Raw genomic sequence first — 23,196 nt, forward strand, 5'->3', positions numbered from 1 at the left:
ATATAAGTCAATTTACACAATATGTTATGAAGAGCTTCTAACAGCGCTAAATTCATGAAGTTAGACTTGAGGCTAATCCTGATTCCATCTTGCTTTTGCCGAAGGCTCGGAAAGCCAAGGTAGACAGTATTCAGTCATAACCCCATTCAGGTTGCTGAATTATTTCGGATAAGTTAATCGATAGTAATAGTTTATATGCCGGCAATTAATGCCGGCATAGTGGGTTAATGGTTTTCAATTGCAATCAGCTGAGCTCAGAGTATTCTACTGAACTAATCCGATGTCGGATGGAGTTAATTGGAAACCTATTTTAGTTGCCGGAGAATTTGTACAATCTATTCTAACTATGCTGCCGGATATATTTAGGCAAGGATCTTCATTAAGGCTTTTGGTTTCTATTCCTTGATCTATCCAGTTGCTCCATAGTGCGCGATCCTTGCCTATCATGGTGCCAACAACTTCATAAAATACTCGTATATTGCTGCTGTCGTGCCATACAATATTGTTGCCAATTGAATTCCCTTGTGAAGGTAGCATATACAGTAACGAAAAGCCTAAATTATTCGTCGAAATTATTATGTTTCGCTGGATACTATTACCTTCTGGCCATGTATCATGTGCCATAGGGATACCCAATTCAGGATATTTATGTGACCATAGAGCGCTAGTGATAGGCATGGTTTTCAATGAGTCTCGGTTATTATCCCAGTTATAACTGCCATAACGCCGGTCACTGTATATTGCAAAGTAAGACGTTTTAAAAACATTGTTTTCTATCCTATTATCACGTCCGCCGCCAAGCTGTAATGAAATTGTGCCCGCGTTGACCATGATGTTGCCAAACACATTGAATCCGCTGACGGCATCGTCAAGATAAATACCGCGCGCACCTTCAGGAGCATACTGGATTATGTTTTTTTCTATATCAAGTAATTTTAATTGATAGCCAGAAAAGTCGTGAAGATAATTATATCGAACTATATTGCCACGGTATGTCCAGTCTCTTCCTGAATAAATAGCACCACAGTCTCCCGTTTGATTACAGATATTCGAAATTTCATTTTTTTCGATTATGTGGTCATTACCGTGAATTAGGATTGCTTTGCCATTTCCATTCTTTATAAGATTATGAGATATCACCGACGCAACGCCACTAGTCTCTATAGCCTGAGCGTAATTGAATAATCCTACATCATAATCGTGGATATAGTTGTTATTGACTACGTTCCCGGATGCTTTTAGTGTTGGCCTATCTCCGCCAGAAATTATAATTCCGCCAGTTCCCGTGTCATGAATATGATTATTTGAAATAGAGATATTAGTATTTTCTAAGGCGGATATAGCTTTGTCTCCATTATTGCTTATTTCAAGATTCTCTAGCGTCACTTTGTCTGAATGATTAATTCTAATTGCAGCACCTGTGCTATGTCGTAAAGCTAAATTGTGAAAACCTATATGATGAGATGCATTGATTGTAATAAGATTTTTCGCCGCCGATATTAGAATATTATTTGGTATTGCATTGGTGGGAGGTATGAGGAGAATTCTATTATTTGCTTTGTCATAAAACCATTCTTCCGTTGAATTAAGTGCCTCTTCGACATTTTCCAAATAAAATCGTCTGCCACTCGCTAGTTTATAGGTGGTTTCACTAGATAAAGCAATTAAGTTATTAATAAAGTCAATTTTCGATACGCCAGTATAATGATCATAAATATCATTTCCTGGAAAGATATGGACTTGGGCATCACTTAAGTCGCCTAAAAGTTTAGGCATTTGTTCGAATACACTAAAACGGGTTTTGTCGTTCAGAGGTAATCTAATGTGTGCCCACGAGTTATCTGGCCAACGAGCCAGATGCATTCTATTTTCGTTAACAAAAACTTCAAACTCAGGAGCATTGCCTTGAAATCGATTATTGTTTTCCCTTGCTATGTTGACTACGGTGTCTGCTTTTAGAGGGCAGCTAAAAATTTGTAACGTATCTGCAGCGCTATATGGCTGGCAATTATTTATAGGGATACCACCAGTAATTACGCTAGTTCCTTTTTCACCAACCCAAAGAATTTCCTGGTCCGGCGAGCCAGAATCTCTGTCGTCTAGTTCAAGAGCTGATTGAAGCCTGTAAGTTCCTTTACCCACATGCACGGTAATAGCCTCATTGAATTTTCCAGCTGCTTTCAATTGCCGAATGGCGTTTCGGGCGCGAGTTAAGGTTTTGAAAGGGCCAGTTTTGGTCCAGAAATTGACGCTGGGGGACAGGCCATTCAGACTGTCGCTGCCTGAGGGTGATACGTAGAAATCCTTTGCCGCCACTGTTGAGCAGAACGTTGCGAAGGTTAGAGTTATGACAAGTTTAATAAACATAGTTTTCTCCTTTTATTAACTCATGCTCCAATAGCCTGACAGACCACGGAATACAGTCAGCTAATTCAGTTAATATTTGAGGGGTAGTGTTCCGGTCCTTGGTTACGAAGATACTTTGGAATTGTTTCAGAATTGGGTCAACTGCGGGCTATTCCATTCAGTCTGCATCGCCAATACGAAATCAATACTAGCAGCTCTTTTCAATAACGAAATACGTAACCTCACGAATACCGCTTTTTCAACCGCAGTCAGGGCGTAATAAATTTTGACGAGCCAAATTGGTGCGCTTGGCTAGCATCTGAACTAAAGCGCACCGTTCTGACATGCTGTTGAAATGTGTTGGTAACAGCCTATCTCGATTGCATGTGTCGATAATGGCTTTTTATGTGCCCATCCAAGCTTATATGGGCGGCCTCTAAAAGTCCCTTTTCCTACGTAACCGCAGGGAATAAAGGAGAGGGGAGGGATGAACATATTTCATATTTAATTCCCTCATCCCAACCTTCTCCCGGAGGGAGAAGGAGCTTTTTTAATTTTAAAGGTTCCCTATAGCTATGTGCCACCAATGAGTACATTCGTCAGGTTTGGCGAGAGTGATGTTGTTGATGCGTGCATCAAGCTAACTGTTCTAGCCTCGCCTGGTGTGTCGAATTATAAGCGGATGATATTGGGGGTTAGGTACAGCCTAAAACATAATGGCTTGATAACCAAGCCATTTTTTTATTTTAATTAAATCTTAATGGTGTGCCGAAGCCTGCTTTCTGGTCTGATCTGGACGACTTGGGAGTATTCACAGAGGGCTAGGAGGCACGCTACAGGCCTTGATTGGCAACGCCGGAGGCTTTGTAGGCACCGATGAAGTGTCTGGGATTACCGCCAGGAGCGTTGTTGGCGCCGATGAGCCTTCTGTGGGTACCTCCAGGTGTTTTGTGGGTGCCGATGAACTTTCTATGGTTGCCGCCAATTAGTTTGTCGGCAACCATGAGCTAGTCGTGGGTGCGGACGCGACATTTAGCCGCACCACCAAAAGCTTGTAGAGCTTCTTATAATGTATATAGAATTAATAAAGCCGTTAGAGTTATGCCGTCGATTTTGGTTAGCTCTACGGTGAAGTCTGCCGCGTCGATGTCTGTGCGGTATTGCGTTTTTTAAGCGTCTAAAAATCCCGTCTCCTCCCGCTCCCACTGGGCATAACGGCGCGGGCTAGGGTGAGAAGGCAATAAACTAGTGCTTTATATACCCTCATCCTAACCTTCTCCTTTGGGTAGAAGGGGCTAATTCGATTTTTTACGACATACCCCAGAGAGAGAAGGTGGTTCCTTAATTTTTTGAGGTTTCCTCTGATAACAATATGGAGAATTCAAAATGGCTAAATCCGATTATTTTCCGCACCCTGATAGCGATTTATTGATTTGGCATGATCGTTTTAAGGTCAATCTCGCCGCGCGTCAGGCGGAATTTGGTTTATCCGCCGAGGATATTGCTAGTGTCGATAGCGATAATCAGGAGTTACATACCAAGATCAGCGAAGTAAATGCCGCTTCTGCGGCGGCAAGGCATGCCACCGCAGCTAAAACTGCCAGTCGCAATAATATCGAAAGCCGAGTGAGAGCCCTAGTCAGACGCATCAAGGCGCATCCGGCTTATTCCGATGCTTTGGGTAATTTGCTCGGTATCATAGGCTCGGAAGATACAACCAAGCTTACCGACGCTAAACCGGTTTTGACCGGTGTAGATCAAACGGGCGGCGTGGTGGTTCTCAATTTTGTTAAATCCAAGAGCGACGGTATCAATATCTATTGTCAGCGCGAGGGGGAGCCGGAGTTTGTGTTTTTAGCCAGGGATACGATACCGCCTTATATCGATAACCGGCCTTTACTGGTTGCCGGCAAGCCGGAATTGCGCCGCTATACAGCGGTTTATATCTTGAAAGACGCCGAGGTTGGTCAATATAGCGACGAACTGGTGGTTAATTGTGCGCCTTGATGGCGTTGGTTTCTGGATAGTTTGAGCTATGGCTGCGTTCCTTAAACTTATAGGAGACTGCTAAAAATTTAAAAATCTCTTATCAGCAGGGCACAAAGGAGAAAGTTGGGATGAGGGGGTAAAATCATTATTTACCCCCTCACCCTAGCCCTCTCCCATAGGGAGAGGGATCTATTATGGTTCAACTTAAGTTAATGGCATTGTCCGCAGGCGGAATACAGGCGTACTTGATTGATACCCCGTTGATTTAGTCGAATTGGTCTGCTCTGAATTGACTCCGGAGGCAAATATAGCGATGCTAGGGTGACAAAATTAAAAACATCACTTTTCAATTAACCGCCCGATGGAGCACGGAATGCAAGCAATCAAGTCAGTAGATATTTTCGGAATACGCTTCCCTATCCTGGATTACGAGCTTACGTTACAACTATTTCAGGAGTGGATCGCCAGCGGCCAAGCCCATCAGGTCTGTATCTCCAATGTGCATACCACCGTGGCCTGTCTCACCGATCATGAGTTGCGTGATATTTCCAACAACGCCTTGTCCACCATGGATGGCCTGCCTTTGGTTTGGTACGCCAAGCTGGTGCATCAAGCGCCGATTAAAACCCGAGTTTGCGGGCCGGACTTGATGTTGAAATGCCTGGATCACGGGCAGCAGTTGGGCTGGCGGCATTTTTTTCTCGGCGGTAAAGACGAGGTCTTGGCGGATTTGGTCGCCAACATCCGCAAGCGTTATCCGCAAGCAGAGCTTGTGGGCTGGCATTCTCCGCCGTTTCGGCCCTTGTCCACAGAAGAAGATCAACAATTGGTCGATTTGATCAACGCCGCCAGGCCGGATTTTCTCTGGGTGGGCTTAGGCGCGCCCAAGCAGGAAAAATGGATTGCGGCGCACCTGGATAGAGTGCATGTGCCGGTGCAATTGGGGGTGGGCGCGGCTTTTGATTTTCACTCCGGACACATCAAGCGGGCGCCGCTGTGGATGCAAAAAAGCGGTTTGGAATGGTGCTATCGGATGGCTAAGGATAGGCGGCTGGTTAAGCGTTATTTTTCCACCAACCCGGTGTTTCTACTACGTTTTGCCTGGGATTTTTTGCAGATTAGAGTGTTGAAGCGCTCGGCGGTTACTTCTTGAAGGTCATCAACCAATGCGCTAAATAACCTCCAAAAAATCCCCCTTACTAAGGGAGAGAGCTAGAGTTAATACCGTTAAGTTAAGCCCCCTCTCCTGCTGGAGAGGGTTGGGGTGAGGAGAATAAATAAGGCAAAGAACTTTATTGATCCCCTCATCCCAGCCTTCTCCCTGAGGGAGAAGGGGCTGCCCGTCTTTAAGTTATGTGCAGTTGTCCAGAAGGATAGGGGACTTAACTATTTGTTTTATCACCGATTAGAAATCGATTTTACATCCCTAGTCGTCACACCTTTATACAACTGCCGCGGCCGGCCGATTTTCAATTCGGGATCGGAGATCATTTCGTCCCATTGCGCGATCCAACCCACCGAGCGGGCCAAAGCAAAGATCGCAGTGAACATTTCGGTCGGGATGCCTAGCGCGCGCAGCACGATGCCGGAATAGAAATCCACGTTGGGGTAGAGTTTTTTCTCCACGAAGTACGGGTCTTCGAGCGCAATGCGCTCCAGTTCCATCGCCAGTTTGAACAGGCGGTCGTCGTTCAGATTCAATTCGTCCAACACTTCGTGGCAGGTTTGCCGCATCAGCTTGGCGCGCGGGTCGTAGTTTTTGTAAACCCGGTGACCAAAACCCATCAAGCGGAACGGATCGTTTTTATCCTTGGCTCTGGCGACATATTCGCCGATTTTCGACACATCGCCGATTTCTTCCAGCATGTTCAGCACCGCTTCGTTGGCGCCGCCGTGTGCCGCGCCCCACAAGCAGGCGATGCCGGCCGCGACGCAGGCGTAAGGGTTGGCGCCGCTGGAGCCGGCTAGTCGTACTGTAGAGGTGGAAGCATTTTGTTCGTGGTCGGCGTGCAGGATCAGGATTCTATCCAGCGCTCTAACCAGAACCGGGTTGGCCAGGTAATCTTCGCCTGGGTCGCCATGCATCATGCGCATGAAGTTTTCGGCATAGCCTAATTTGCGTTTAGGATAGATAAACGGCATGCCGATGCTGTATTTGTAGCACATGGCCACCATGGTCGGCATTTTCGCGATCAGGCGGATGGCGGAAATATAGCGGTCTTCCTTGCAGGTGATGTCCATCACTTCGTGATAGAACGCCGACAGTGCCCCGACGACTCCTACCAATACCGCCATCGGGTGCGCGTCACGGCGGAAGCCGCTATAAAATTTGATCAGCTGTTCGTGTACCATGACGTGTTGGCTGATCGTGGTGACGAAGCCTTTCATCTCCGCGCCGTTGGGTAGGTCGCCGTTTAGCAGTAGATAACAGACTTCGAGAAAATCGCATTTTTCCGCCAGTTGTTCGATGGGGTAGCCCCGATACAACAGCACACCGGCGTCGCCGTCGATAAAGGTGATTTTTGAAGTACAACTGGCGGTGGAGGTAAAACCAGGGTCGTAAGTAAAATGCCCAGTCTGCGCGTATAAAGACCGAATATCGATGACGGACGGGCCCATGGTGCCGGGTGTGACCGGTAATTCGATTACGCGGTCTTGGTCTTCCTGTTTTAACGTCACTTTTTTATCAGTCATGTCAAATTCTCCGGAGAGCTAGCTGTTGAGAAGGGGATGGTTTGTATTCTATTGCAAATAGCGAATAAACACAGCTTTAGATCGGGATTGTTTACAATTTAACGAAAAACGAGGCCTTGATTGATGGGTTTCGCGTTGCGCTACCCGTCCTAAGGGACTGGGATGGCAAATTTCGAGGATGGGTAGCGCAATGCGAAACTCCTCGCCTGCGCTGTCACATTGGGCTGGGCAGGCGTCTTTGCAGACGGCAAGGGCGTTGGATGTTCAAACGTTCCGGGATCGCTAAAATCCTGGGTCAACTGGGTGTTTGCCTCTTCTGATGCTCGGCAACCTAGCCAAGGGCGGTTTACAAAACCGTCCGCTCCAACAGCCAATAAGCCCCCATCAAGGCCACCATCGCCGAACAACCTTTCAAGAATTTCTCGGCAAAAGCCGGCTTGTTGTTTAGCCACCAGATAATAGGCAACACCACAGACGCCACTGCGATTTGGCCGGTTTCTATGCCTAAGTTAAACGATAGCAAGGGCAACAAGATGCCGGTGTCGCCGCTGGAAATGTTCATTTCCCGCAGCACACTCGCAAAGCCAAAGCCGTGAATCAAACCAAAGCCGAAGGTCAGCCACTGCCGGCCTTTCGGGTGATCGCCACGTATAATGTTTTCTACCGCCACGTAAATGATAGTCAACGCAATCACTGGTTCGACAAAGCTGCTGGGTAACTCGATGATATTAAGCCCTGCAAATGCCAAGGTGATGGAATGAGCGATGGTAAAGAAGGTGACGATCTTGATTGCCGGCCAGAAACTATGCGTGACGGCCAGCAAGGCAAACAAGAATAACAGGTGGTCGTAACCGGTGAGGATGTGCTCGATGCCCAGCTTCAAAAAATCCGCAAACGCGGAAAATCGGGAATCGTTTTGTGCCACGGATTGATCCGCAGGGGACAATACCAATTGCAACTTGTCGTCGGCCCTGCTTAGCATTTTCTCGCTCAGTGTTTTGCCGGCGGCGTCGCGCACTGTGACATACTGCTGATGCCCGTCAGGTAGCCAGGCCAATAACTTGGATTGCACCTGCAACTGTTGGTGCGGCACAGATTGAAAAATAAATTCGACATGAGCATTGTTCTGTTCATCGTAGACGACAGTCCCTGGCGCCACGGCTTGCACATCAGCGCCATCAATATTGACCCGCAACTGCGCAGCCAGCATTTTGGCGATGTCCGGCTTGGCAGCTTCACGCTCGGCAGCGCTAACCTCCGCATCCAGATCGCTGTCCATCGGCGCAAAGGCTTCGATGTCTTGCAGGGCAAAGGTCAATTTAGCTACAACTTGCTCGGATTTGACAGACACATCTATCGAACTCAGACCAGGATCGTGCGCGGCTGCCCAGCCCGATTGCAGCAGCAAACAAACCAGCAGCAGGCATTGCCAGCGGGCAAACAGCCTATGCATTTTCAATCCGCTCGTCATTAGGGCTGTTCCCCATTACCATTGATTTGCGCAGCTTTTTTACGTTTGTGCAGATAAACCAAAAATCCCAGCACCAGCAACACCAGGGCCACGACGCCGCCAATTGCCACTAGTGGTAAATCGGCGCCATTGGGATCAACCCCCACTTCCAGCGCAATGCGGAATTTATCATCGTCTTCCATCGCTTCGCCGATCAATAGATACAGCACATAATCGCCGTTTTTATCGACATCGGCTTGCGCTTCTACCGCGCCTTTTGGATAAAGCTTGGAAGGGATTTCAGTGACGGTGCGAATTTCGCGCACATCATCCGGGGCTTTCTGGCCGGTTTTTTCCACTTCCACCAATTTAATGCCAATCGGCGTGGCGCGAATATCGCGGTCTATCAAATCGGCGGTGAAAAACATCTTGCCGGCTCTGGGGATTTTCTGACAAAACGGCACGAAAGCGGCTTTAGGATCGGGATTTTTATCGTTCTTATCCGGCTGCAAATACGCACTGAAATGCACGGCGTAAAAATCGTTGGCGATGATGCAATCCAGGTCCGGGCGGTTGCCCAGTGCATTGGATTGTTTGGTACCGAAGCCGAGTTTGTCGCAGCCGCTGAGTAAAACGACGCAGGCCAGAAGCCCGGCTATAAAAAGAGCGGGATGTCGCTGAATAGTCATAGATTTAAGCCGATGGAAGAATGCAGACTAGGGTTTGACGGTAAACTCGAACTTACCGGTGACGATATGGGTATCCTCAGACACCACTCGATAGCGAATGGTATAGGTGCCGGGCGCCAGCGTCGGCACCGTGGCGTAAATGTTGGCGCCGTTGGTCAGGCTTTGCGCGACATCGTGGTTATCCACGCGTTTGCCGGTGCTGTCGATGACGGCCAGGGCTTTGTATTCGCTGCGCACTGCGTCGTTAAACCACAGGTCGATTTGCTTGGGCGATTCTGTGACGACTTCGTCTTTGGCCGGTTGCGATTTCACCAGAATAGCGTGCGCAAATGCCGAGACCGGGCTGAATAACGCGAGCGCCAACAAGCCGGGTTTTATTATTTTTGTTATATCTAACTTGGGCATGACCACCTCTTAAATTATAAAAATCACTGTAAAACTGCCGCCGACCATTGCTTGCCGGCCGCTGTTTGCTCTAACCACATCGCCAGCAAACCAGACGGCGTGGCGACGATGCGCGGGAAGGTCGCCGAAGCGTTGGCGGATGATATCAACTTGCTTGCCGACCACTGCTCGCCATTATCGACGGATTCCGAGACAAACACTTTAGAGCCTTCCGGTCCCAGCGCATCCCACACCGCGACTAAGCGCCCGGCGCCGAACGCGATGTCCGCATGAAACGCGCCGGCATCGCCGAGCCGTTGCGGCGGCGTCCAACTTTTGCCGCTGTCCGCTGATTGCATATGATACAACCCCACCTGGTTTTCCGCGCCGGTCCATACCAGACTATGCAAGGAACCATCGCCGGCCACGCTCAAGCCGCCGCCATTATGCGGACAGCCGTCGAAAATCCAGTTGAACTCACCTACCGTACTCAAGCGTTGCCAACTGGCACCGGCATCAGCGCTTTGTGCCAGCGCCATATCGCGTGGTTTCATATCCCGGTACAGCACATTCAATTTGCCATCGGCGCCGATAGCCAGGCGGTTCCAGCAACACGAGCAGCTGGAATCGTCGATAGTCTGTGCCAACTCCCAGCTTTTGCCGATGTCGCTGCTGCGCGCATAGCGCACGCCCTGGTAACCGTTTTCGTCTCTATCGTCCAGCCACACCGCATGAAAGCGGCCTTCCTGGTCTGCCAACAGTTCATGATGGGATTGGTCCGCGTCGCTGCCGGTTGGCTTGGCGCCTTGTTGCCAAGTTTTGCCGGCATCAGTGGAATAAGCCGTCAATAGTGGGCCCATGCCGGGCAATTCGCCGGTAGTTTGCCAGACGATCAACAATTTGTCGCCGGCTGCGGCAATTTGTATATCGTTGCCGATTTTCGCCTCAACAGGCTGGTTAAATTGCGGGCTTAAAGCGCTGGGTTGCGACCAATGCAGGCCGCCGTCTTCGGAATGCAGATAGCCGATATAAGGTTGTTTGCTGCCGGTTGGCATCGCGACGAAGGCTGCATGCACGGTCTGCCGATCGATATAAACATCGAAACTGACCACGTTTTGAATCGCCAGCGCTTGTGGGTCGATGGGGCTGATCAGAGTGACTCCTAGTGATGGCTTGGTTGCAACCGACTCAGTGCCTTGCTCAGCGCAGCCACACAAAACCAGGCTGGCTGTCATAACGTAGCCTAAATAATTCGCCTTGAAATTCGGCATAAATGTCACAAGTGCTTAACGGAAATGGCGCAGATTAGACCATATTTAAAGGGTAATGCAGAACAGGGGATTGTTGATTACTGGTCGGTAGATTTAAGGGGGGCGAAACGTCATACACTTGGGAGGACGTTCTAAGGGGGGGCCAGTAGCCCGATTCTCAAGTTCCAGCTTATTGTCTGGTAGTCTGGTTCCCAAGCTCCAGCTTGGGAACCCAAGCCTCGGAAGCTCCAGCTTCCAGAATGAGGGAAGCCAGAGCTTGAGAGCCAGGTGAGTTGTGCGGAATATCGATACTATTTCGTTTTCCCTAAATTCCGTACCTTCGTCCGGCCTAAAGCTGCCGACGCACATGTAACAAAATAGCCGCGTGGATAGCAATCGCCATTGCCAGGCCTAACGCATGAAATGTCGGCGTTCCGTCGCCCGCGATTTGCACCTGCCGCAAGGCATATGCGCCAAAGGGTATGAATAGCGCCAATGCAGTACCCAGTCCGGGATTGTAGCCGCGAAAGACGAAGGCATGGATGACGTGGACTAGCGCATTGACCAACACCAGATACACCGCGATTAGCGCCCAGCCGACATTGCCAGCTGCCGCCAAATACAACGACAAGGTGATGACGCCCCACACGCCGGGAACATTGGTGACAAATACCGCTACTGGAGACAGGACATCCTGGCCTTTGCCTATCGTCGCATTGAAGAACAGACGGAAACGATCATGGTCGTGCTCTTCATATTGGTGAAGCATATAAACCGGCAACAGAAGAAACGTAGCCGTCAACGCTGCTGGCCATGATGCTGTCAGCAAGGGCGTAAGCAACAGCAAAAGCAGCCCGGCCATGAAGCCCCCATAAACCCAGTTTAGGATAATTCGGTTAAGCATGATTAAGATACGAGGAGTGATGATGGATAAGCACAATGTTTTGCAGGTGGCTGGAAAAGTCCAAAACGCCTGGAAAGTATAGCCGTACTTTTCGCCTAGTTTCCAAGCCCCCCGACTTCCCAAATCCACAGGACGCAAGAGCTTCCAAGCGTTGGACTCCCAATCTGGAGCTTGGGAACCAGTGGATAGGTCGGATAAACTCGACCCTACTTCACTGGCGCAGAAACCGCCAAATCCATTTGTAACCGCGCTTGCAAACCACCCAACCCCGACTTGGCAAAATCAATATCCGCCGCATGTAAAGCCACAATGCGCTGCACGATAGACAGCCCCAAACCACTACCCTCAACGCTATTGGCGGTTTCCACGCAACGGTAAAAGCGCTGAGTGATGCGTTGATAATCATCGTCAGCGACGCCGGGGCCGCTGTCGTCTACCGTCAACTGCAAGCGTTTGTTTTCGCGGCGACAAACTACTTTGATGTGCCCTTCGATAGGTGAATATTTGATGGCGTTATCGATCAAGTTGCGTATCAACACTTGAAATAACTGCGGATTGGCGTCGATCAGTAGAGCAGGCTCGCCTTGCAGTTCGATATCGATACGTTTATCGCGGGCGGCGTGGTCCAGGTCGGAAATCACTTCGATCAAGGCTTCGTTAACATCAACAGACTGCTTGGCAATCCCGGCCTGTTGATGCTGTACTCGCGACAGGGTCAGCAGTTGCTGCACCGTATGTGTCATCCGCGATACCGCTTGCTGGGCTTTTTGCAAGGCTTGGTCGCGCATTTGCGTATCGGTGGTTTTTTGTGCCACCTGAATTTGCGTCAACAGACCGGCCAAAGGCGTGCGCAACTCGTGGGAGGCGTCGGAGGTAAAGTTGCGCTCGTTCGCAAAAGCCTGTTCCAGCATCGCAAACAAGCTGTTGATTTGTGTGACTACCGGCAATACTTCGTCCGGCAAGTTATCAACCGACAGCGGTTGCAGATAGCCGGCGGCGCGGCTGGCCAGTTGCTCCTTGACTTGATTGACCGGCGACAAGGTACGACTGACGATCCACCAGATCATCATGCCTAAGATCGGCAATGCGATCAAAAAGCCGATTACTTGCTGGCCTGCGATGCCTTCCACCAATTCCCGGCGGATATCGTCGCGTTGCCCGACATGAATCACATAATTGCCGTTTTCCGTACTCAAACTAAATACGTGCCACAGCTGCCCATCCAGCATGGTTTCGCTGTAGCCGTTTCGAGTCAAGGACAGCGCAAATTCCGGTGCGCTTTCCGAGCGCAACACCAGCCCCTCTTTCACTGAACGTAGCTGAAAGGCAATCTTGCGTTCGTACTTGTGACCGAGGATGGGCGTGTCGAACAACTCTGGGGTTTTGTCACGCTCCCAGAGCTTGGTCAGAGCCCGTTGCCGGACCATGTTCTCGACAAAGGCGTGTACCACGCGTGCCGACTGAGCTAATTCGGCGTTGAATAGTTCGGTAATTTCGTCGCGGGTTTGTTTGTAACTGATGTAGGCGGTAACGCCCCAAACCAGCAACAGCGAGGTGAGGAGCGACAGCAGCAGCTGCTTTTTCAGCGAACGCGGCGCCAGACGAAAACGTTTGGCCATTAGTTCTCGTCGATGATGTAACCGACCCCGCGTATGGTGCGGATCAGATTGGTATCCAGCTTTTTGCGCAGATGATGGATATGCACTTCCACGGCATTACTTTCCACTTCCGAACCCCAGGCGTAAAGTGACTCTTCTAGGCGAGCCCGGGAAATAACCTGGCCGATATGGCCCATTAGGTAACTAAGGACTTCAAATTCCTTTTGCGCCAAATCAATGGGTTTGCCATTGAAGTACACCTGATGCGCGGCGGGGTCTATGGTGACGCCTTTATGTTCGACCAAGGGCAGGTTATGACCATCGTGACGCCGGGCCAAGGCCCGCAAGCGCGCGCAAATTTCCGCTAGGTCGAAGGGTTTGGTGACAAAATCGTCGGCACCATTATCCAATCCGGCCACCCGTTCGGCGACGCCTTCGCGAGCGGTCAATACCAAAACAGGGGTACTGTCCTTACGGCGGCGCAGGTTTTTTAACACACTCATACCGTCCATGCGCGGCAAATTCAGATCCAATACAACCAGATCATAATGGTTCAATTTCAGAGCTTCGTCGGCTTGCGCGCCGTCGATTAACCAATCCACCGCATAACCTTCCAGGGTCAAGCCGGCTTTCAAACCATCACCGAGGATGGCATCGTCTTCTACCAATAATAAGCGCATGATGTTGTGTACCTATGGGCTGAGTGAATAACTTAGCCTGGATTGTAGCAATCATTCTGTAGTGTTCTGTGAGCGAGTAAGCAACTTAAAAGTTCGCTGGGCTTACGGCTAAAACCCAGCGAATTGCAAAAACCGCATCACGCGGAAAGGCTTTGCTCCAGATTGACGCGCAGGGCTTCCAGAAAATCCTCGGTGGTTAAATAGTTCGAGTCGTTTAGATCATCGCCGTAGATGCACAAAGCCAAATCTTTGGTCATTTGTCCGGCTTCAACGGTATCGACGCAGACCTTTTCCAAGGTTTCGCAGAAATTGATCAACTCGGCGTTGTCGTCCAACTTGCCGCGAAATGCCAAGCCACGGGTCCAGGCAAAGATCGAAGCGATTGGATTGGTCGAGGTTTTCTTGCCCTGTTGATGCATGCGGTAATGCCGGGTAACAGTGCCGTGCGCGGCCTCTGCTTCCATGGTTTTGCCGTCCGGCGTCACCAAGGTAGATGTCATCAAACCCAGCGAGCCGAAGCCTTGCGCGACGGTATCGGATTGCACGTCGCCGTCGTAGTTCTTGCAGGCCCAGACAAAGGCGCCGTTCCATTTCAAGGCAGAGGCCACCATGTCGTCGATTAACTTATGTTCGTAGAGAATACCTTTGGCGGCATACAAGTCTTTATATTCGGCTTGATAAATCTCTTCAAAAATATCTTTAAAACGACCGTCGTATTTTTTCAGGATGGTATTTTTGGTAGATAAATACAGCGGCCAACCTCTATCCAGCGCCACGTTGAAACAACTCCGGGCAAAGCCGGCGATGGACTCGTCGGTGTTGTACATCGCCAAGGCTACCCCGTCGCCTTCGAAGTGATACACCTCGAAAGATTGTTCAGGGCTACCGTCGTCCGGAGTAAAACTGATTTTTAATTTACCTTTGCCTTTGGTGACGAAATCGGTGGCGCGGTATTGATCGCCGAATGCGTGCCGGCCGATGCAGATTGGCTGAGTCCAATTAGGTACCAGGCGCGGTACGTTTTTGCAGATGATTGGTTCGCGAAACACGGTGCCGTCGAGGATGTTTCGAATCGTACCGTTGGGCGATTTGTACATTTTTTTCAGGCCAAACTCTTCCACCCGCGCTTCGTCTGGAGTGATGGTGGCGCACTTGATACCCACACCATGCTTTTGGATAGCGTGGGCGGCATCGATGGTGACCTGATCGTCAGTGGCATCGCGCTGCTCTATGCCTAAGTCGTAATAATCGATTTGCAGATCCAGGTAAGGCAGAATCAATTGGTCTTTGATGAAATGCCAGATGATGCGGGTCATTTCATCCCCGTCGATCTCCACCACCGGATTTTTGACGGATATTTTCTTCATAATCGCTCCTCACCTATCGCTAAAAATGGCCTCAAGTATAGCCTGCCTGCCTCTGAAGCACGGAATGTTTAACGTCTTATTCCCCACTGGCGACGACGCTTTTCGCATTAATCGAATCACGACACGAACTAGGCTATACTGCCGAAACAGCGTCGGCGCATGACGCTGCAAGGCATTGTTCTGTACAGGGTTTTAGCGATAAGCTTAGCTTGGCAACACCGCTTTTTTTAACTTTTTACCGGCAGCACAATGAACCAAAAATAATAAAAAATCATTCTTGAGGAGGTGTACATGGCTAATCAGAACTTCGATTACGAAGCGATAGTCATCGGTAGCGGCTTCGGTGGCTCCATCAGCTTTTGCCGACTGGCGCAAAAGTGGGGCTCCAAGGTGCTGTTACTGGAACGCGGTAGGCATTATCCGATGGGCTCTTTCGCCCGCTCACCCAAGCAAATTTCCGACAGTTTCTGGAGTGTGGAAGGCGACGCGGTAGACCGACCGCGTCACATTCAAAACAAAAATTTGCGTGGCCTGTTCGACATCCGTAACTACAAGAAAATGGATGCGGTAATTTCGGCGGGCCTGGGCGGCGGTTCGCTGATTTACGCCAACGTCTTTCTGGAACCACCTGAACAAGTATTCGAGCAAGGCTGGCCGACAGGCTTAGATAAAACCACCCTCGCTCCCTATTATAAAATAGCCAAACAAGTCTTGGGTGCCCGCCCGGTGCCATCCTGGCAAACCGAAGACCGCCGAAAAATCGTCCGCACTGAACTGTTTCAAGAGTTTGCCGCTCACGATAACCGCACCAGCAAATTGGCCGACATTTGCGTGTTCTTTGGTAACGATTACAACTACCAAGGTTCAGACACACCCATCCCTATCGGTTTGCAAGAAAAAAACCGTTACGGCGCCACGCAAACCTCGTGTACCTATTGCGGCGAATGCGATGTGGGTTGCAATACCCACTCCAAAAATACCCTGGATCTTAACTATATCCACGCCGGCCAGCAGACCCATGGCGGCCAAGTATTTACCGACTGCCAAGCCGAAAAAATTATTCCTCTCAATCAGCATGGCGATGACGACAGCTCCGCTGGCGGGGAATTCGGTTATCGGGTGGAATTTCAAAATTTCGCCTCGGGAAAGCTGGAAAGCCTGAAAACCCGCCGCGTGGTGGTATCGGCGGGCACGTTTGGAAGCAACGAGCTATTGCTGCGTTGCCGCGATGTGCATCGCAGCCTACCCAAACTCAGCGAACAACTGGGACGCTGGTTCTCCGGCAACGGCGACTTTTTATCGTTCGCGATCGAAGGCAAAAAAGACGCCGATCCCAACTACGGGCCGGTGATTACCCAATACACCGATTACAACCTGTTCGACCGCTTCAACAGACAGCAGGCTTTTGTATTGGAAGATGCCTCCTATCCGGCTTCACTGGCCTGGTATATCGAAGGCGTATTCCCGACCAGCACCTTGCGCAAGCTGGTCCGCGCCGCGAAAGCCCTGATCGAATGGCTGAAAAAATACCTGAGCAACGGCGTGTGGAACGGCACTTTGGGGTTCTCGCTGCACGAGATATTAAAGGACGATTTGTCCTCAAAATCCGTGGTGATGCTGTGCATGGGCCTGGATCATGGCGACGGCACACTGACTCTGAACAAGGTAGACCGTATCGATCTGGATTGGCCACAAGATACCAGCATGAGTTTGTATCAAGCCATCCTCGCCGTCGGAGAGCGCTTCAAAAAGTTTGTCAAATCCGACTGGTTTTTCCCGTTGCCGACTTGGGACTTGCCGATCCGCCACAACGTGACCGTACATCCCTTGGGCGGCTGTATCTTGGCCGACTCGCCGGATAAGGGCGTGGTCAGCGGCCATCCCGAGCAGCGCGGCCAGGCGTTCGGCTATCAAGGCCTGTATGTCGTAGATGGCTCGATTCTACCCAGCGCTGTCGGCGCCAATCCGGTGGCAACCATTTCCGCGACAGCCGAATGGATTGCCGAAGGCATCACCGGCATCAAACCCGATGCCGGCCTGGGCGTATAAACTAATTCACAGGAATACTGACATGACAAATTCAAGCAAAACCTCGTTCGAATTCACCGAAGAAATGAAAGGCTATCTCAGCCTGGGCCAAACCGCTTTTGAAGACGGCTACCAGCAAGGCAAGGCCGACAACCATTACTTCATGTTCCATCTGACCATCCAAAGCGACGATCTGGATACCTTTTTGGAATCCGACGCCCATCAATCGGCGGCAATCGGTTACGTGGAGGGCGATCTGATCGGCGGCCGCCGCAACGTCGATAAAGGCGTATTCAATCTATTCGTCGATAGCGCCGATGCCGACCGTAAGCAAATGCTCTATCGACTGTTTTTTACCGACGCCAACGGCCATGCCTTGACCTTGAGCGGCAGAAAGCAAATTCAAAACAACGTCGGCCCGGATTTGTGGGCAGACACCACTACCTTGTTTACCAATTTGTTCAAGGGCCATGTGGAAGCCGATAAGGAAGCCAAAGCCAAGGTCTACGCCACCGGATTGCTGTATATCGAAGTGATGGACTTTGCCAAGCAACTGACCACGATACGGGCCAGCGGCGAGACCTTAAAAGACCGCTTGCATGCAGTGGAACGCTTTGGCGGTTTCTTTTTGGGCGCGTTATGGGAGGTTTACAAACCGTCGATGACACCGAAGATGGGCGGTTTCGAACGGGAAATTCCGTTGTTTACCTTGGAAGGCGTCAAAGATGCCGAGATCAGCACTCACCCGTTCACCACCGCCGACCGACTGGGCCTGAGCTTATTGCGTTTCAAACGCGCAACGTGCGACGACGTGGTGGTTCTGGTACCGGGCCTGACTGCCGCCAGCGATATGTTCATCATGCCGGAACATTACAACCTGACCAGCTATTTGCTGGACCACGGTTTTAGCGATGTCTGGAGTTTGGACGGTCGGATCAGCAACCGCTATTCCTACAATCTGCACCGGCATAATTACAATGTCGACGATCTTGCACTCTATGACATGCCGGCGGCCATCGCCACCGTGCGCGCGGCGGTCGGGCCGTCTGCTCGCATCCATGTCATCAGCCACTGCTTTGGCGCTTTGGCGTTTACGATGGGTTTGTTCGGCAAAGCCGTGACCGGCGTGCGCAGCTTGATTGCCAACGGCGTGGCGCTGACACCGTGCGTGCCAATGCCAGCCAAGGTCAAGCTGTATCTGGGGCCGCTGGCCGCCGATTATATTTTGGGTGTGGATTATCTGAACCCTTACTGGCGGCGGGAACCGGGTTGGGGGGCAGGTAAATTGCTGGCGACGGCGATTTCGGCATTTCATAAAGAATGCGATTCGCCGGAATGTCACATGCTCAGTTTTATGTGGGGCTGGGGTTTTCCGGTGTTGTACAAACACGAAAATCTGCACGATGTGACGCATCGCCGCTGCGGCGATTTGTTCGGCGGTTGTAGTGTCAATTACTACCGGCATGTGTTGAAAATGGTCAACGCCAATAACACCGCCGTGAAATATCAGCCTAACGAACCGCGCTACCGGAGCTTGCCGGACAATTATTTCCAACATGCCGCCGAGATCGATACGCCGTGTCTGTTCGTCGCCGGCCAGGACAATGCTTTGTTCCGCAATTCCAATATCGTTTGTCATCAACGCCTGGAACAAATTGTGCCGGGCCGCCATGAACTGCATCTGTTCCCCGATTACGGTCATGCCGATGTGATCATGGGCAAGAATGCCGCCCAGGACATCTATCCACGTTTCGTGGAATTTTTACAAAAACACCGTAATTGAGGAGCTCAGCTATGACAATTACCCAAGAAGATTTACAGCTGACGCTAGCCACCTTGCAACCAGCGCGGGCGACGAGCGCTGGCCAAACCCGCTTGTGCGTCTGCATTAGCGACGTGCATTTCACCGACGACACGGTCGGCAGCCAAAGCGCGGAAGAAACGGTTTGGCCGATTTTTTTCGATGAAATTGTCACGGTCTGCGATAAGCAGAAGATTACCGAATTGACCTTGATCCTGGACGGCGACGTGGTGGATATGATTCGCAGCGCGGAATGGGCCATGGCCGGCGTATACCCGTGGCAACGTGAGCATCCGGAGTTTAAGCCCTGCTTGCGCCGTATTATGGCCAGTATCATAAAGATACATTGCCGTGCTCCTGACCCCAGCGACCCCGATGGTGCTTGCGGATTTTTTCATCGTTTGCGGCAAACCGTAAAACTGTTGCACGACCAGCGGATCAGCGTTGAAGTTTTGACCTTGCTGGGCAATCACGATAAGGAGATTTTCGCGGACCCGGACGTGTTGAAAATGTATTACGAAGAATGCGTAGGCCAACCGGTCAACCAGTTGTCGGCGGCTTATCGCAGTTGGATCGGCAAGATGTATTTTGATGACGAGCAGCATTTCGCCGCCCCTGACAGCGTACCCTGGTTGCCGTTTTATTGGGGCGATGCGGAGTTGCGGACCTTCATCACCCATGGCCACTGGCGCGATCGCGACAACTGCTTAAGCATTAGCGCAGCAAACGGACTACCCGGCTGGACGACCAAGGATGGCTGGCGCGCCCTAGCCTGGCAGCAACTGAACTACCGGCCGTTTACTGAGCCCTGTTTCGGCGACACGGTGGCGGCTGGCGCTTTATCGACCTTCATTTACCGCTGCCAGCTGGCGCTGGAAGCTTATCGGAACACCAAAAACGATCCACAGTTGGATTTTAGTCGTATCACTCGCATTCTGGCGGAACTGGATTTGTATCGGCCTACCTCCGCAGCGGTCAGCAGAATCTTGGACGAAACCCGGAATAAGTCCAGTGAGGAATTACGCGACATCATCGAATCCGAGTTGTATAAAGCCCTGAAGCTCTGGCTGAGAGACGATTTTACGCTAGAGAGTTCGCCGTCCGGGCGCCGGTTTGGGCTAAAAGTGGCTAGGGCGTGGTTAATGCTGACCGACCGCTTGAATATGTTCCGTATCCAATTGCACTTGGTACGCGCAGTGTTGTTGATTGCAGATATGCTGGAAAAAATCCAACCCGAATCGGTTTACAGCGAAGACGGCGCCAGCTTTAAAAATCTGCAAGCCTTTCCAACGTTTCAAGATGCCTTTCTGGCCCAAGGCTTTCATCTGCACGGCGAAGGCCACACGCATCTTCCGCTGGAAGCGGAAGCCGACATGGATTACCCTCCGGACCGTTCTTATAACAACCTAACCTACATTAACTTCGGCACCTGGCGCGATCAAGTTGTCGATAAAGAGAAGGGGGGTTACCGGCGGCGCGGTATTGGTCGTACCTTGTATGTATTGAATCTGCAAATTCAACAGCCTCCGGAATATCGCTATTTCGTCAGAGACAATCTGAATTGGAGTGACAATATGGATCGTTTGTAGCTTAGGCGCAACGTCGCGGGCGCCGGGTAAGGCCAGGCGCTGCGGCATGTGTTAGAATCGGGGCAATGCAGGAATTAGACACATTTAAGCTGATCGAGCGGATTAGCGCCTTACTCCGCTCGGAAGAACGCAAAAAATACGCGGCAATCGGTTTGCAACCGGTACATGGGCAGGTGTTGGAATATCTGGCCAAGTGCAATAAATACAGCAACACCCATGCTGCGGTAGCCGAATATTTGGGCTTAACCAAGGGCACGGTGTCGCAGACTATTCAGATTTTGGAGCGTAAGCACTATCTGGATAAGACCACGTCCGTTTTGGACGGCCGGGTGGTGCATCTAAGCCTGACCGAGGCCGGCAAGAAGTTGATCGACGAGTTAAAACCGCTGGATATTTTCAAGCAAGCCGAATCCAAAGTCAGTCGCCAGGAATTCGATACCATAGGCCAAGCACTGCAAACCACGTTGGGTGTGCTGCAGAAAGTCAATGACTCGAAGAGTTTTGGTTTGTGCCGTTCCTGCCATTATTTTTCGGTGGAACAGCATCACTATCAATGCGGCTTAACCGAACAACCCTTGGATCGTGAGGATACTGATAAAATATGCCGCGATCATTTACCCATTCCCAATTCATTCATAGACCAAGAGTAGCCACCATGTTTGATCCTAAAGCCATAGACAACCTTGCCGAGCGTATCGCCGGAGCCATCCCTCCCGGTTTGACCAATCTGAAAGACGACGTGGAAAAAAACGTCCATGCCTTGCTGCAAAGCGGTCTGTCCAAACTGGACCTGGTCAGCCGCGAAGAATTTGAAGTGCAAAAAGCGGTATTGGCGAAAACCCGCGCCCGTTTGGAAGACCTGGAAAAACGCGTCGCCGAACTGGAACAACGGATTCCGCAAGCCTAAAACGCCATGTCGCTGGCCGTCGTTTACAGCCGGGGCCGCTCCGGCATAGACGCCCCGCAAGTGACGGTGGAAGTGCATGTCAGCAGCGGCTTGCCGGCTCTAAACATAGTTGGCTTGCCCGAGACCGCAGTGAAAGAAAGCAAGGACCGGGTGCGCGGGGCGATCATTAATTCGCACTTCGAATTTCCGTTTCAACGCATCACTATCAATCTGGCACCCGCCGATCTACCCAAAGAAGGCGGCCGTTTCGACCTGGCGATAGCGCTGGGCATCTTGGCCGCTTCCGGGCAAATCCCCAAAGACGGGCTGCATGAATACGAATGCATAGGCGAGCTATCGCTAGGCGGCGAGTTGCGACCGATTCCCGGCGCACTACCGGTGGCGATTCATTGCCGCAATGCTTTTAGGCAACTGATCCTGCCGGCAGGTTGTGCGGCGGAGGCCTCGTTAATCAAGGATGCACAATTGCTGCCGGCCAGGACTCTGCTGGAGGTCTGCGCCCACTTGGCGGGCCGGCAAGCCATCACGCCACCCGACATTAATCTCAGCTTTGAGCAAGCGGTTCACGCCGTGGACTTTGCCGATGTGCATGGCCAGTTTCACGTCAAGCGGGCGATGGAAATCGCCGCTGCCGGAAAGCATAATTTACTGATGCTAGGTCCGCCCGGCACCGGCAAGTCGATGTTGGCGGCACGTTTGCCGACCATTTTGCCGGAACTCAGCGAACAGCAAGCCCAGGAAACCGCCGCGCTGGCTTCGATCAGCGACCACGGCCTGGACGTCAGTCGTTGGCGGCAGCCACCCTATAGAGCGCCGCATCATACCGCGTCAGCTGCGGCATTGGTTGGCGGCGGAAGCAATCCTAAACCCGGCGAAATTTCCTTGTCACACAATGGCGCATTATTTTTGGACGAGCTGCCGGAATTCGACAGAAAGGTCTTGGAAGTGTTGCGCGAACCTTTGGAAACCGGCCACATCACCATTTCCCGCGCCAACCGCCAGGCCGATTTTCCAGCCAGCTTTCAATTGATTGCCGCGATGAATCCTTGTCCATGCGGGTATCTGGGCGACGCTTCCGGCCGCTGCCGCTGCACCTCAGAACAAGTGGCCCGCTACAGGGCGCGCGTTTCCGGGCCGTTGCTGGACAGGATAGACATGCATATGGAAGTGCCGCGCGTTGCGCTGGACGTATTGCGCAAAGGCTCGGTGGCAGGTGAAGAAACCAGCGAAACCATTCGTCAACGCGTCGTCGCGGCTCGAGAAATTGCTTATCGACGCCAAGGCAAGGCTAATGCTGGGCTAAGTGCCGCCGAGGTAAAGACCATCTGCACTTTGTCCGAAGCAGGCCATCAGTTGCTGGAACAAGCGCTGGAAAAATTCGGCCTGTCGCATCGGGCTTATCACCGGATTTTGAAACTGGCGCGAACAATTGCCGATCTGGCCAATTCGCCGAATATTGAAATCTCCCACCTCAGCGAAGCCATTGGCTATCGCAAGCTAGACAGGACGCGATAAGCTGG

General features: G+C 51.2%; 19 protein-coding genes. 8 read left to right on the forward strand and 11 right to left on the reverse strand.

What is annotated here, in order from left to right; translation table 11 throughout:
• Nucleotides 1–264: 264 nt before the first annotated feature.
• Nucleotides 265–2,367: a right-handed parallel beta-helix repeat-containing protein gene (locus G006_RS0116565; protein WP_020484339.1), complete on the reverse strand. Its 2,103-nt coding sequence runs from the start codon at nt 2,365–2,367 to the stop codon at nt 265–267.
• Nucleotides 2,368–3,179: 812 nt separating this feature from the next.
• The gene (locus G006_RS28660) at nt 3,180–3,350 is read right to left on the reverse strand and encodes a hypothetical protein (protein ID WP_020484340.1); all 171 of its coding nucleotides are present in this window, start codon (nt 3,348–3,350) and stop codon (nt 3,180–3,182) included.
• Nucleotides 3,351–3,732: 382 nt separating this feature from the next.
• On the opposite strand from G006_RS28660, the gene G006_RS0116575 reads away from it, so the two are divergent.
• Together G006_RS0116575 and G006_RS25740 are read left to right on the forward strand one after the other, a co-directional pair.
• Entirely contained in the window at nt 3,733–4,353 is a 621-nt protein-coding gene (locus G006_RS0116575; RefSeq protein WP_020484341.1) for a hypothetical protein, read from the forward strand.
• A gap of 355 nt (nt 4,354–4,708) precedes the next feature.
• A complete protein-coding gene (locus G006_RS25740; RefSeq protein WP_020484342.1) occupies nt 4,709–5,488 on the forward strand; it encodes a WecB/TagA/CpsF family glycosyltransferase in 780 nt (259 codons plus the stop codon).
• Between the two features lie 245 nt (nt 5,489–5,733).
• On the opposite strand, the gene gltA is transcribed toward G006_RS25740, so the two are convergent.
• The 9 genes from gltA to G006_RS0116625 all read right to left on the reverse strand — a co-directional run bounded on the left by gltA (nt 5,734) and on the right by G006_RS0116625 (nt 15,351).
• On the reverse strand, nt 5,734–7,029 hold the full coding sequence (gltA, locus tag G006_RS0116585) for a citrate synthase (RefSeq protein ID WP_020484343.1): 1,296 nt from the start codon (nt 7,027–7,029) through the stop codon (nt 5,734–5,736).
• Between the two features lie 346 nt (nt 7,030–7,375).
• Nucleotides 7,376–8,500 carry a HupE/UreJ family protein gene (locus G006_RS0116590; RefSeq protein WP_020484344.1) on the reverse strand — a complete coding sequence of 375 codons (1,125 nt, stop codon included), beginning with the start codon at nt 8,498–8,500 and terminating at the stop codon, nt 7,376–7,378.
• Nucleotides 8,500–9,168, reverse strand: coding sequence for a hypothetical protein (locus tag G006_RS0116595; protein WP_020484345.1), 669 nt, complete (start codon nt 9,166–9,168; stop codon nt 8,500–8,502). The genes G006_RS0116590 and G006_RS0116595 overlap by 1 nt, the downstream gene beginning before the upstream one ends.
• Before the next feature lie 27 nt (nt 9,169–9,195).
• The gene (locus G006_RS0116600; RefSeq protein WP_020484346.1) at nt 9,196–9,573 is read right to left on the reverse strand and encodes a copper resistance CopC family protein; all 378 of its coding nucleotides are present in this window, start codon (nt 9,571–9,573) and stop codon (nt 9,196–9,198) included.
• Nucleotides 9,574–9,596: 23 nt separating this feature from the next.
• On the reverse strand, nt 9,597–10,787 hold the full coding sequence (locus tag G006_RS25745) for a sialidase family protein (protein WP_020484347.1): 1,191 nt from the start codon (nt 10,785–10,787) through the stop codon (nt 9,597–9,599).
• Between the two features lie 364 nt (nt 10,788–11,151).
• Nucleotides 11,152–11,664 carry an HXXEE domain-containing protein gene (locus tag G006_RS0116610; RefSeq protein ID WP_020484348.1) on the reverse strand — a complete coding sequence of 171 codons (513 nt, stop codon included), beginning with the start codon at nt 11,662–11,664 and terminating at the stop codon, nt 11,152–11,154.
• Nucleotides 11,665–11,912: 248 nt separating this feature from the next.
• A complete protein-coding gene (locus G006_RS0116615; protein WP_020484349.1) occupies nt 11,913–13,325 on the reverse strand; it encodes an ATP-binding protein in 1,413 nt (470 codons plus the stop codon).
• On the reverse strand, nt 13,325–13,984 hold the full coding sequence (locus tag G006_RS0116620; RefSeq protein WP_020484350.1) for a response regulator: 660 nt from the start codon (nt 13,982–13,984) through the stop codon (nt 13,325–13,327). Before G006_RS0116620 ends, G006_RS0116615 begins: the two co-directional genes overlap by 1 nt.
• A 137-nt stretch (nt 13,985–14,121) precedes the next feature.
• Nucleotides 14,122–15,351 (reverse strand): NADP-dependent isocitrate dehydrogenase, encoded by a 1,230-nt coding sequence (locus G006_RS0116625; protein ID WP_020484351.1) that lies wholly within the window; start codon nt 15,349–15,351, stop codon nt 14,122–14,124.
• Nucleotides 15,352–15,642: 291 nt separating this feature from the next.
• Here G006_RS0116625 and G006_RS0116630 point away from each other — a divergent pair, with 291 nt between their 5' ends.
• From G006_RS0116630 to G006_RS0116655, 6 genes are all read left to right on the forward strand, one after another.
• The gene (locus G006_RS0116630) at nt 15,643–17,400 is read left to right on the forward strand and encodes a GMC oxidoreductase (protein ID WP_020484352.1); all 1,758 of its coding nucleotides are present in this window, start codon (nt 15,643–15,645) and stop codon (nt 17,398–17,400) included.
• 22 nt (nt 17,401–17,422) lie between these two features.
• Nucleotides 17,423–19,162, forward strand: coding sequence for an alpha/beta fold hydrolase (locus tag G006_RS0116635; protein WP_020484353.1), 1,740 nt, complete (start codon nt 17,423–17,425; stop codon nt 19,160–19,162).
• 11 nt (nt 19,163–19,173) lie between these two features.
• A complete protein-coding gene (locus G006_RS25750; protein WP_020484354.1) occupies nt 19,174–20,769 on the forward strand; it encodes a hypothetical protein in 1,596 nt (531 codons plus the stop codon).
• A gap of 65 nt (nt 20,770–20,834) precedes the next feature.
• The gene (locus G006_RS0116645; RefSeq protein WP_020484355.1) at nt 20,835–21,419 is read left to right on the forward strand and encodes a MarR family winged helix-turn-helix transcriptional regulator; all 585 of its coding nucleotides are present in this window, start codon (nt 20,835–20,837) and stop codon (nt 21,417–21,419) included.
• A gap of 5 nt (nt 21,420–21,424) precedes the next feature.
• On the forward strand, nt 21,425–21,676 hold the full coding sequence (ubiK, locus tag G006_RS0116650) for a ubiquinone biosynthesis accessory factor UbiK (RefSeq protein WP_020484356.1): 252 nt from the start codon (nt 21,425–21,427) through the stop codon (nt 21,674–21,676).
• A gap of 6 nt (nt 21,677–21,682) precedes the next feature.
• Nucleotides 21,683–23,191 carry a YifB family Mg chelatase-like AAA ATPase gene (locus tag G006_RS0116655; protein ID WP_020484357.1) on the forward strand — a complete coding sequence of 503 codons (1,509 nt, stop codon included), beginning with the start codon at nt 21,683–21,685 and terminating at the stop codon, nt 23,189–23,191.
• The last annotated feature ends 5 nt before the right edge of the window (nt 23,192–23,196 follow it).

Source organism: Methylomonas sp. MK1 (genome assembly GCF_000365425.1).
GTDB lineage: Bacteria > Pseudomonadota > Gammaproteobacteria > Methylococcales > Methylomonadaceae > Methylomonas.